Source organism: Enterococcus sp. HMSC078F03 (genome assembly GCF_001811595.1).
GTDB classification, from domain to species: Bacteria; Bacillota; Bacilli; order Lactobacillales; family Enterococcaceae; genus Enterococcus; species Enterococcus faecalis.
This window is the reverse complement of sequence record NZ_KV805562.1, coordinates 1-12,121: the sequence shown is the minus strand read 5'-3', so window position 1 is coordinate 12,121 and position 12,121 is coordinate 1. Positions and strand designations below refer to the sequence as shown.

Annotated in this window: 11 protein-coding genes; all 11 read right to left on the bottom strand. The window is 36.9% G+C overall.

From position 1 onward, the window contains the following. Positions 1–20: 20 nt before the first annotated feature. The 11 genes from HMPREF2810_RS08350 to HMPREF2810_RS08300 all read right to left on the bottom strand — a co-directional run bounded on the left by HMPREF2810_RS08350 (position 21) and on the right by HMPREF2810_RS08300 (position 11,984). Positions 21–740 (bottom strand): MgtC/SapB family protein, encoded by a 720-nt coding sequence (locus HMPREF2810_RS08350; protein ID WP_002361276.1) that lies wholly within the window; start codon positions 738–740, stop codon positions 21–23. A gap of 35 nt (positions 741–775) precedes the next feature. After that, the gene (locus HMPREF2810_RS08345; RefSeq protein WP_002386960.1) at positions 776–2,680 is read right to left on the bottom strand and encodes a heavy metal translocating P-type ATPase; all 1,905 of its coding nucleotides are present in this window, start codon (positions 2,678–2,680) and stop codon (positions 776–778) included. Between the two features lie 109 nt (positions 2,681–2,789). Beyond that, positions 2,790–4,238, bottom strand: coding sequence for a helix-turn-helix domain-containing protein (locus HMPREF2810_RS08340; RefSeq protein ID WP_002358731.1), 1,449 nt, complete (start codon positions 4,236–4,238; stop codon positions 2,790–2,792). Between the two features lie 3 nt (positions 4,239–4,241). Next, entirely contained in the window at positions 4,242–4,691 is a 450-nt protein-coding gene (locus HMPREF2810_RS08335) for a hypothetical protein (protein ID WP_002363200.1), read from the bottom strand. 201 nt (positions 4,692–4,892) lie between these two features. Beyond that, positions 4,893–5,987 (bottom strand): WxLIP family cell surface protein, encoded by a 1,095-nt coding sequence (locus HMPREF2810_RS08330; protein WP_002361272.1) that lies wholly within the window; start codon positions 5,985–5,987, stop codon positions 4,893–4,895. A gap of 75 nt (positions 5,988–6,062) precedes the next feature. Then, the gene (locus HMPREF2810_RS08325) at positions 6,063–6,803 is read right to left on the bottom strand and encodes a WxL domain-containing protein (RefSeq protein ID WP_002355609.1); all 741 of its coding nucleotides are present in this window, start codon (positions 6,801–6,803) and stop codon (positions 6,063–6,065) included. A gap of 22 nt (positions 6,804–6,825) precedes the next feature. Then, entirely contained in the window at positions 6,826–8,925 is a 2,100-nt protein-coding gene (locus HMPREF2810_RS08320; protein WP_002386956.1) for a lectin-like domain-containing protein, read from the bottom strand. A 19-nt stretch (positions 8,926–8,944) separates the two neighbouring features. Further along, positions 8,945–9,724, bottom strand: coding sequence for a WxL domain-containing protein (locus tag HMPREF2810_RS08315; RefSeq protein ID WP_002355607.1), 780 nt, complete (start codon positions 9,722–9,724; stop codon positions 8,945–8,947). Between the two features lie 16 nt (positions 9,725–9,740). Next, positions 9,741–10,472, bottom strand: coding sequence for a WxL domain-containing protein (locus HMPREF2810_RS08310; RefSeq protein ID WP_002361269.1), 732 nt, complete (start codon positions 10,470–10,472; stop codon positions 9,741–9,743). Beyond that, entirely contained in the window at positions 10,472–10,855 is a 384-nt protein-coding gene (locus tag HMPREF2810_RS08305) for an LPXTG cell wall anchor domain-containing protein (protein WP_002386955.1), read from the bottom strand. Before HMPREF2810_RS08305 ends, HMPREF2810_RS08310 begins: the two co-directional genes overlap by 1 nt. Before the next feature lie 178 nt (positions 10,856–11,033). After that, positions 11,034–11,984: an oxygen-dependent tRNA uridine(34) hydroxylase TrhO gene (locus HMPREF2810_RS08300; protein ID WP_002355603.1), complete on the bottom strand. Its 951-nt coding sequence runs from the start codon at positions 11,982–11,984 to the stop codon at positions 11,034–11,036. Between the last annotated feature and the right edge of the window lie 137 nt (positions 11,985–12,121).

Sequence of the window (12,121 nt, the reverse complement as noted above, 5' to 3'; positions counted from 1 at the left end):
CCAAGTGCTTTATTTTATGGTTAAATTGTTTCCGTGACAGAGACAGATTGAACGTGCCCTTTTTCTTTTAAGAGATGGTGCAAGTTGGAATGCCAGAAATCTTCTTTGCCTACATAAGAAATCTTTGCTGTCACTGCCTCTTGTTCGGATTCCAAAGTCAATTCTACTAAGCGCTCCCCTTTTTCTAAAGAAGCTTGAAGTTGTTCATGCAGTCGGCTTTCTTTAATCATAGGTTCCTTCATTTTTACGATAAGCTGCAATCGTTTTAAAGGAGTCTTTCGTTTAAAATGGGCCAGAGCTAATACTAGCAAAGTTGCCACGAGATTGATAAACGCAATGGTTAAAAAGCCCATCCCAATGACTAAACCAATAATAGTAACATTCCACATCATTACTGCTGTCGTTAACCCAGAGACTTTCCTTTCTCTAAAAACGATAATCCCCGCACCGAGAAAACCTACACCACTAATCACTTGGGCGCCATATCGTGTAATATCCATAGAAATAATGGACGCCAAGGCGCTATTTTGTTTCACCACATCGACTAAAATATCCACCGATTGAATCTGTAAAATGGAAATCGTACAGGAGGCCAAACATAAAATGGCATTACTACTGATACCGAAGCCTTTTCTTTTAATACTTCTTTCTAACCCAATCAAAGCTCCAAAAACCACGGCTAGAGCCATCCGAATGACAACGTCGGTGAGAGAAAGTTCAATCATTTTTAAAGAATTCATCGCTTTCTCTCCTTTCTTGCAAGTGACTATTTGACTTATTTTGTATTAACTAATAAACGCAAGCCATTAAAAATGACCACTAAGGTACTTCCTTCATGAATAAGTACGCTAAATGCGATATTCGCAATACCTAAAAAGTTCAAGATAATTAACGTTGCTACCACTAACATTGAAAAAATAATATTTTGCTGCACAATTTTATTCAAGCGTTTTGAGACACGGTGAGCATAGCCTAATTTAGAAAGATCATTTTTCATCACTACCACGTCTGCAACATCGATAGCAATGTCTGTACCATCCCCCATCGCCACTCCGATATCAGCATTCACTAAAGCCGGTGCATCATTAATGCCATCACCAACCATCCCTGTCATTCCTACTTCGCGTTTTAATTGATCAACAATCGCTGATTTTTCCTCAGGTAAAACATTAGCAAAAACTTGGTCCACGCCTACTAAGCGACCAACTGCTTCACCCGTAAGTTTTGCATCTCCTGTAATCATTGTTGTTTCAATATTTTGTGACTTGAAATAGTGAATGGCGTTCATTGCTTCTTCATTAGGAACATCCATCAATGCCACCAAACCAATCACTTGTTCATTTTCGGCAAAGTACACTACCGTTTTGCCTTCACTTGCTAATTTCGTTGTTTGTTTCTCAATGATTGTTGGCACTTGTTCGAAACTAGATGGTTTACCAATTCTAAAAGTTGTTTCTGCAATGGTCGTTACTAAACCCACCCCGACAATATTTTCTACTTCTAAATTTAAAGCCGTTGTTTCTGCTTCAAAGCGATTAACAATCGCCGTCGCCAATGGATGATTGGATTTTTTCTCCATATTTGTTAAAACAGCTACTAATTCTTCTTGGCGATCTTCTAAGCCATCAACAAAAAGATAATCTGTGACCTCAGGTTTGCCTTTTGTTAGCGTGCCTGTTTTATCAAAAGCGAGTGCTTTCACTTCAGCTAAATTTGATAAGAATGAGCCACCTTTAAACAAAACGCCTTGTTTTGCTAAATTGGAAATTCCTGATAAAGTTGCCGGAACGGCACTCGCTGCTAATGCACAAGGGGAGGCAGCAATTAAGAAGACCAAGCCTCTGTAAAAACTTTCAGCCCAAGTCAATTGGAAAAGCAATGCGCCACCTAAAACAATTAGTGGAAAAACTGCTAAAACTAGTGTGACATATTTCGGTTCAAATCGTTTAATTTTGCTTGCAATTTCTGATTGATTTTCTTGTGATTGGTTCACGAGCTGTACGATTTTTGCAAAAACTGTTTCTGAACTATCTTTCGTTACTTCAACAACAATTGTGCCTGAACCGTTCATGGTACTACCAAAAACTGGGTCCCCACTATTTTTTTCTTTGGGAATACTTTCCCCATTAATAGATGATTCATCCACAGCGGTACTTCCTTCAATCACGACGCCATCTGTCGGAATTTGCGCACCATTGAGGACTTGCACGCGGTCACCAATCTTCAATTGTTCAACTGACACAGTTTGAATTGAGCCGTCGTCTGTTATCAGGCGAGCTTCTGTTGGATTTAAATTTAATAGTTTTGTAATTTCACGTTGACTTTTGCCTTGGGCATAATCTTCAAGGAAATGCGCCGCCGCAAAAATCAAAATCAACAATGCTGATTCTTCAAAACTTCCCATTAATGCTGAACCAACTGCAGCTAAGGTCATTAACAAATGAATATTAGGCGAAAACTTTCGATTGTTTTTCGTATCCCGATACGTATCTCCAAAGCCTTCCCCAATAATATGATAACCAGCTAAAATAGCAGCTAATGAGAAAAGAATATTTTTCACTAAGAGCATGTTCCCTAAAAATAAACCGATAAAGAAAAGAGCCAATCCTGTAAAAAAGAGAATAACTGGAACGTTTTTACCTTTTTCTTCATGTGTGTGTGCACCTGTTTGTTTTGACATTGTTATGCGCCTCCTCATTAATGTTTTTATATTCATATGAATATATATTCATATTATAAAACACTTGGGTGGTTTTGTAAAGACTTAAACACAAAGACAAGCGATGATTCTATTCGATAGGATCACCGCTTGTCTTTGTCGATTCTTTTTGTTGTTGATATTTTTCTTCTTGAATAGTCAATAATGATTGCGTTAAATTGACCCAATCAATCGAACGAGGTGGATCCAGCCAAACCATAACTTTACTCTGTTCTTCTTGATACAAGTTATTTAAATTGGTAATCACCACATCTGGTAAGGTATCTGATAACGGGTCAATAATTTCTACATTTAAATTCACATAGACGGATAAATTTTTTTTGATGAATTGGTTATACTCTTTTCCATAAGAAAAATCAATTAGGACCTTGGCTGGCTCTGCAATTAAATGAACCGGAACATGATTAATTAGCAACAATAGATAGTTAAAAAACAAACAGTGATTGGCTTTCGCAATTTTTTTATGTTTTGCTGTTAACCAACGAATATATTCAATTAAATAAAAATAAAATTCCGGATATGTTTGCTTAAAAAACTGTAAATCCATTTCAAAATCGTCAAACATATTAATCGGAAAGTAAATAACATTGAAATGAATAATTGCTAACCCTTCTTCTAGAGTATTCCTTGTTGACTCCTCTAAACAATTAAATGCTTTTTCAAAACTTCCAATGAAAACACGAGTTAGGCTTTCAATCGTAGGATCTTCATGAATGACATATTTTTTCTCTAGTTTGCCATGCAAATACAAGAAAAAAACAATCGTATACGTTAATGATTTTGAAGCCAATGCCCATGCCACTTGCGATTTTTTTATTAGTTCCTCTGAAAATGTATTCAGTGCACGCGTATCGATCCCTTCCACCGCACGTCCTTCGTTGTTAATCATAATAGCTAAATAATGGAAAAAATTGCGTCGCTCATAGGTGGTGAAAGTATAGTTTAACTCAACAGACTGTAATACACGTTTCGCTTCATTATAGACTTTTACCGAATATAATTCGGAAATTGGTTGATTGGAAAGCGTGAACAATTTATACAAAAAAAATGAAATTGCTTTTTGATTGCCGACAATTTCCCGTTTACTAAAATAGATCTGATACTCCTTTAAGGCTTTTTTTAGCCGCTGTAAGGTACTATACGCCACAGAGGTGCTGACATGATTACATTCAGCAAACTTTGTCAAACTATAATTTCCTCTAAAGTAAGACAACACTAATTTAAAAGAGAGCGATTCTGTTAAGTATTTCGTGAGCAAAAGTTTACTTGAATAGTTTCCATCAATTTCAAGTGTAACATCTACATCAGAAACGACTAAAGTTAAGCTGTCGCTTAACTTTAGATTGTCAATATCTGCTTTTAATTTTTCTAATGTTTTTTTGACTAAAAAATTCGACATTGATAATTCTTCGCGAAGTGCAATAAAAGTACCTGATAGCGTGGGACTTTCTTCTAAATGCCTTAGCAAGGAATAACTTCGTTGATCTTCTTTATTTAAAAAAATTTCATAATTCATCATTTATCAGTTCTTTCTCCCATAAATAGCCGTTCCTACTAATTCCCGTATGAAATTCAAGTAAAAAGTGTTTTGCCCCTCCGTTCCAGCACCGCCTGTGCTATTTGGTACAATGGTGATATGGCTAGCATCAAATAATTCATCCGTGAAAAATACTTGATGCTGACTTTTCTTGGAAGAAGGCCTTTCTTCATTTGTTTTTGGATTATTGGTTGTCACTTCTTTTTTACTAACGTCTTCGCTACTTTCTTCCGCTTGCGTTTCGCTAGTCATAGTACTTTCATTTGTTTCTTCCATTTTTTCTGGTGTGCCAGTATTCTCAATCGGATAAATTTCTTCTGTTGGATTGGTCGGATTATAAATTGGATTCCGTTCTTCTGCTGCTTGCACATTGGTTACTTGAAAAAACGAGAGTAACAATGTACTCCATAATAGTAAATGTTTGTATTTATCCATTTTTCTCACATATATTGCCAAATACTTTAGCTACATAACAAAACAAAAAATATAACTAGTAAAGTGGTATCAGACGATATTTAACAATACTCCTTCTTATTATTTCTTTTTTTGAGTTAGGTTTGTTGAATAAACTGCATGTTTGATAAGCAAAAACAAACAAAAACGTTGCCGATGATCAAATCAAAAATTAACTACTCTTTATATTTCTCTTTCGTTTTTTTCCTGTTTCTTTTTTCGCCAAATCAACCAGGCAATGATTAAAATCACTATCAATAATAGTAGTAAGCCAATCATCAAATATAAATTCGAATGATTTTCTTTTAAGGTGACATCTTTTTCATTTAATTCTTTGGCAACTTCACCATTAATTGTAAAGTCTTTTTCAAATTGCCATTGATTTCTAAAAGATATCGATTCATTGTTTATTGATTTTTTAAATGAGCCTGCAGCATCTTTATTCCCAACAACGGTCATAGACAAATGGTAATCTCCTGGCTTAAGCGGTTGCCCTTTTAGCGCAATGGGAACAGAAAAATTGGTATTTGGTGCAATTTGCATGTTTGCTTTTTCCTCTTTATATAAAACTTCTTCATGTCCCTTTTTGGTAATCTCTGCCGAAAATGCAACTTGGTTAATATATGTTTTTTGATCATTTTGTAGATTGACTAAAATCACATTTCTAGCATTAATCTGTCCTGGTGAGACTTTTTTCAAAAGTAAATTCGGCTCAACCTTTTTTTTATTTTGCTGCATCAATAATGCAACGACATACGAATATTCATTTTTAATGGATAACCCCTGACTCTTATCGTCTTGGCGTTTGCCTTCATCCGACGTTTCTTCTTTAAAAGTGATACCACTAGCTAACACTCCATCAAAGGGTGTATTAGGCATTTTGACGTTAATAGAAACCGTTTGTTCACTTTTCGGTTTTAAACGAACTGAGCTAGGGTATTGAACGTAGTCTTTTATATCAAACGCTAAACTTTGATCTTTTTTCCCCTTATTTTCACCATACTCCACGATTACATTTGAATTGGTAATGGCACTATTGATGGAAATACCTACCTTTACTTCTTTATCTGTATCATTGCGCAAGTTCACTTTCAACTCAGTTTCTTCATTTGGTGCTAGTAATAAATCAAAGTAAGTTTTTTCTTTATCTACTTGTTTTTCTGATGGAATAGGCGTAACCGCAAAATTAAATTCACTGGCAAAACCATTGCTAGGTACTAACGCTAAAAGAATTAGTAGTATCGGAAAAAAAAGAAATCGTTGTTTTTTTCTGTTCAAATTATTTACTCCTTTTCTATATGTAGTGAATAGCAGGTAACTATGTTCCCCGCTATTCTTCTTTTTAAAACTCGTTTAATTTCCTGGAGCGTCTGTCAACGTCCATGTTAATTTTGTGGCGTATTTTTCAGCGTATTTGGTTGTAGAACCTGGAACAGTTAACTCAATACTTTTAGCGGCTGTAGTTGCATCTGTTCCCCAATCAAATAAATAAGTTCCTGCACCGTTTCCTTTCGCTGCACTCATTACATCTGATTGACTACCATCTGAATTTAGCGTGATTGTGGCTGGGCCTGTTGGTTTGCCTGAATCTGAAGCAGTCACTACATTTCCGTTTTTAAACGTGATAGCTGCCCCAGTCAATTCTTTACCAGAAGTTGATTTAAATTGTCCTTCTTGTTTCACTTTTAATGACCAGCCAGCTTCGGTTCCACGGTTATCTGTTACTTGGACATAGTTAGGCCCTTCTTTGACTTCATCGGTTGCGCCTACCGTCTTGTATTTTTGGGTAGCAGCAAAATAAGTCTGATCCTTCGACGTGATTTTTTGAACACCGAAGTCTAGACTTGACGCATAATCAATTGACAACGGACCGTTTGTTCCTGGATTAGGACCTTCAGGATCTGTTGGATCAATAGGATCAACTGGATTAGTTGGATCCGTTGGGTCAACCGGATTAGTTGGCTCTTCACTTGGTGTAAATTCTACGATACCATTAGATGTATAACTACCGCCATCTTCTGCAAAGGCTTGAGAAGTCATGCCTAAGCTCCCTAAAATAAATGTGGATAAACATACTGTTGTTACTTTTTTCATTTTCTTTTCTCCATTCTTTTCTTTAATTTCCTGGCACATCTTCTAACGCCCAAGATAAACGAGCTTTAAATGTTCCAACTCTTTGATAAGCTACAGGAACATTGATTTGAATTCCTTGTTGTTTTGATTCATCAAGTAATGCTGTTAAATCTGTTTCACCTTTCTGATTACTTTCTAAAAGCGTAATTGCCTCATTTGTAATCTGAGAGCTTCCAGCAGTTGAAACGAAAGAAAAAACATCTGGCATTACAATTGAATCATTTGTTAACGGTTGCGTTTGCTTTAGTTGCAGGCGCCAATTATTTGCGTTACGTTCATCCACGACTTTGAGTCCTTCGGTGGGATGCCCAAGTTTAATTAGTGGTTGATTACGTATCTTTTCCGTACCAAAAGTAATCTGTTTTGGTGCCTCTTTAAAATATAGTTCCCCTAAACGATAGTAAAAATAAATATCTTTTGTTTCCTCTGTCATTGTTCCTTCCGCATTGCCCGAGTCTTTTGTAAAAACATAGCCAGAAATATCTAGGGGTTTTTCTTGATAGGGTGCACCAATTTTCCCTGTTACACTTTTAGGTGGAGCAATATCTTTACCTTCTGCGTCTTTATAAAAAACGGTTACTGTTTTTTCTGTTGGTTTAGGAATAGTAATCGTTACATTATTTGACTTTTGCAGTAAGGTTCCTTCTTCATAATAGTCAAAGTTCATAGTTAAAACTTTTTCGGGCGTATTATCTTGAAGGGTTGTTTTTAATTCAATCATCATGTCCTTCTTTAAAACTAGGTAGTCATTTAAAGCAATTGTTAAGTGATTCCCTGTTTGTGTCAGATCTTTGGCTGCTACCTTTTTACCATCAATCGTTAATGAATTTTCTTCATATGCTAATTCATCAGGTAAGTCAATGCTTACTTGCGGTTGACGATCTTCGATAAAGTCATTGTCAATATTCAATGTATTCCGTAGTCTCACCTGATCATTTTTCACTGCTTCAACAGCTGAGCTAAATTCCTGACCATTCACGCTAAGGGCTGCTTGTGACGTAACGTTGGTAGGAATTTGTGTCATTGCTAAAGCATTCTCTTGGTATTTGCCACCTGTGGATGATGTAAAGCCCCAATAAACCGTTGTTGCGCCAAATTGTGCATTTAAATCTGAAACTACATACGTATTCGTGCCCACACCTTCTAAATCATATGTTAATGCTTTGGTTGCGGCATTCCAATGAACAGTCAACATGCGCCAGGTTCCATTAGATAGATAGGTTGGCGCAACAGTGACGCCTGAATGCTCCCCTGTATAGTTGTTGTTATTAGCTTTCGGAGTGACAAAAGCTAAATGTCCATTTCCCTTATCTTGTGAAATTTCTCGGTCCATTCGGTTGGAACTACCAGTATTTTTATAGGTATCAAACTCAATCGATAAGGCATTTCTAACATAAGGTTGACCAGCTTTCGTGGAGTATGCACCGATTCCCATCCCAGGTGAACCAATGACTTCTTGAGGCGTTGTGGACATTCTAGGATCATTCGTTAAGGTAAAGGTCATACCATCACCAGCATTTGCATACTCGTTTCCTAAATACAAATAACTTTTAAAGGTAAAATCCGACAATAAACTGATTGGTTTTTTTGACCAAATAGCGCCTTTTTGTGATTTAACAGCTGGGTTTAGTTGTAATAACTTCCCACCTTCTAAAATACTTGTTGCATTTCCAATTGGCTCTTGAAACACCTTGTCGATTGGAATGATGTTAGGATCATCCGGCAATGAAGTAGCGTATGGCGCAGCCAACATGCGCGGCTGTGGTTCAACTATCACCGATTCCGTTGCACTGGTACCGTCATCCTTTTGTTGTTCGCTAGGTTCTAAAGTAGCCGTTGATTGGTCTGTTTCTGCTGGATGATTATCGGTTGTTGTTGTCGTTTCTAGGGAAGGTTCTTGCTCTAATGTTTCCGAGTGAGAAGGAGCGCTAGTTGCCTGATCATTGGCCGATTCCTCCACTATTTCCCGATTGACTTCGTTGATATTTGTCGAAGGATTACTAATCGCTTCGCTAGTAATAGGCGCAAGGATTAGTAAGAATAAACTACTTGCCAAAAAGACTAGGCTTTGTTTGTTTCGCATCTCTCTTCACCTCTACTTTTTAAATTCCTGGTACATCCGTCAACGTCCACAATAATTTTGTTTGATATTTCACGGCATCTTTAGGGGTTGACCCTGGTACTGATAGCGCAACATCTTTTGTAACATTAACATTGTGTACCGTATTGGTTTCATCGCGTTCTGCAACAACTTCTACTTTGCCCCAATAAGTAGCCCAGGTTCCTGCACCGGTTCCTTGCTTCGCAGCTGCCACTAGCGATGCGGTTCCTGGAACAAGGGCAATCTTATTTGTTGCCTCTGGTTTCACAACATTTTGCGCATTACTATTAACGGTCGGGTTAGCTAAAGAAATTTGCGCACCTGTCAACTGACTATTTAAAGTCGCCTTTGTTGCTTTAAATTGCTCCTTTTGCGTAACCGTTAAAGACCAACCACTATTGGTTCCTCTATTATCAGAAATTTGCACAAAATTTGGTGTTTCTTTTTGATTTTCTTGATATTGCTGTGCTCTTGCAAAATATACTTGGTCTTTATTCGAAATACGATTTTTCCCAAAGTCAAAACTTGAAGCATAATCAATAGACAGCGGTCCTTGGGTACCAGGATTGGGACCTTCTGGGTCTGTCGGATCAATTGGTTTGACTGGCTTTTCTGGATCGGGATTTTCTGGATCAACCGGCTCTGTCGGATCTACGTTCGGAATAAATTCTACTAAACCATTCGAACGATACTCTTTTGGCTCCTCTGCCTTCGCTTGTAAGGACCAACCAGCAACTGCAAATGTACTGCATAGAACGATTCCTGTGAATTGTTTTTTCATTGCTTTTCTCCTTTATTTAATTATTAGCGGGAGTATCTTCTAATGCCCAAACTAACTTCGTTGAATATTGTTGTGCAAGCTTTACAGATTTTCCGGGAACGAATAGTTGGACAGCTTCTTTATTTGTTGCTTCATTTGAACCAAAGCGATAAACCCAAGTCCCAACACCTGTTTCTTTTTTAGCGTTCATCGCTAGATTATTATTTACACCAGGTGTTAAGGAAATAGTACTACTGACTTCAGTAGGTTTATATTTTTCATCCACCATTGAGGCAGCTTCTGCCTTTGTAAACGTCAATTGAGCGCCGACTAGTTCTTCTCCAGTAGCTGTTTTAAATTGTTCAGGTTGGGAAAGCGTTAGTTTCCATCCTGCTAACGTTCCTCTTTTATCAGTTACTTGTACATAGGTTGGTTTTTTTGAACCATCTTTCATTTCATCTGGCGCAGCATAATACGTTTGATCTGCCGTAGAAATCTTTTGTGTACCAAATTTAAATTTTGACCCATAATCAATTGATAAGGCACCACCCGTTCCTGGCCCTGGAGGATCAATTGGGTCTACTGGATCAGTAGGATCGGGATTTTCTGGATCAACAGGCGGTGTGATTTCATTATCACCTGCTTCAAAAGTAATTGTGCCTTCTGTATTGTATTCTTTCGGAAAAGTTTCTGCTGCTGATGCGTTTATTGCTTGAAACCCTACGCCTAAAAGTATGGTTGCCGATGTAAGTAAAACAGTTTTTTTCATTAAATAAACTCCTTCTCTCGTTTCATTTTATTAATTAAATAAATGACTATCCCCAACAAACTAACTCCTATCAAGGAATACAGCGGATTTTCAGACTCGCCTGTTTTAGGTAAAACTGCTTGTCCAGAAGCAGCTAAATTGTTTCTTCCCTGTTCTTCTGATTGTTGGGTATACGCTACGTCATTTGACTCTTTTTCATTCTCATAAACGTAGGTACCATAGAAGCTCGCTTGACCATTTGATTCATAATTATTTTCTTCAGCCATAACGCTTTTTGTTTGCAACCCAATGATCAATAGCCCTAAACATACCAAACTAAACCTTTTTATGATTTTCATCTGAATTCCTCCTTCCCCATTTTCAACATTGACTGGCCCAGCCAATAAACATTATATAAAAGAAATATTTATTAGATTTTTTTATTTTTTTCAGACGCTTTTAAAAAATAAAATGGTTTTAGCTAAGAAAGCTTTAAAATCAACACTTTTAAAGACAAAAAAATAAACAAAAAAACTTCGAAAAATAATTTTCGAAGTTTTTTTGTTTATTTTTTTATTATTTTTATACTTCAACCGCTTCTAACAAAGCTAAACGTTCAGCAACTTCTGCTTCTGTTAAATTATGTTTTTTTACATAACGGTTGGCAGGATGCTGGCTACATTCTAATGAGCAGCCACCTAAATGTTTATGTTCATTTTCTTCTGAAGTTAAGATTTGACGATTACATTCTGGGTTTGCACAGTTAATGTAGCGTTCGCAAGGTGTCCCATCAAACCAGTCTTTCCCAATAACTTTTTTATCAACATGATTAATTTCGACACTGATTCGGTCATCAAAGACATACATTTTGCCGTCCCAAAGTTCGCCACGTGTTTCTGGATTTTTTCCATAGTTGGCGATACCACCATGCAATTGAGCAACATCTTCAAATCCTTCTTTTAATAACCAGCCAGAAAATTTTTCACAGCGAATCCCGCCAGTACAATAGGTAACAATTTTTTTATCCATAAATTGTTCTTTGTTCTCGCGAATCCATTGTGGTAATTCACGGAAGCTACGGATATCTGGGCGCACGGCACCACGGAAATGACCTAAATCATATTCATAATCGTTACGAGCATCGATTACAACAGTGTCTTCGTCTAATAAGGCTTCTTTAAATTCTGCAGGTTCCAAATATTTCCCCGTCGTTTCTAATGGATCAACGTCTTCTTCTAAGTTCAACGCCACTAATTCAGAACGTGGGCGAACAAACATTTTGCGGAAGGCCATTTCTTCTGCTGGATCAATTTTAAAGAATGTATCCTTAAAGCGCTCATCTGCTTGCATTGCTTCCATATACTTTTCTGTTTCTTCGACAGTACCAGATAACGTTCCGTTAATCCCTTCTGTCGCTACTAAAATACGGCCTTTTAAGTTTAATGATTTGCAAAAAGCTAGATGCTCTTTCGCAAAAGCTTCTGGATCTTCAATTGTTGTATATTTGTAATAAAGTAATACTTGGTATTTCATCTTGTTTTCCCCTTTTGTATAAAGTCATTCTATCCCATTATACGGTAAATAAAAAAGGGAAAGCGATTATTTTGCTTGTGTATTTACACACAATAAAAAAAGCCTGATAAACGGCGGGAACAGAACCAACACTACGC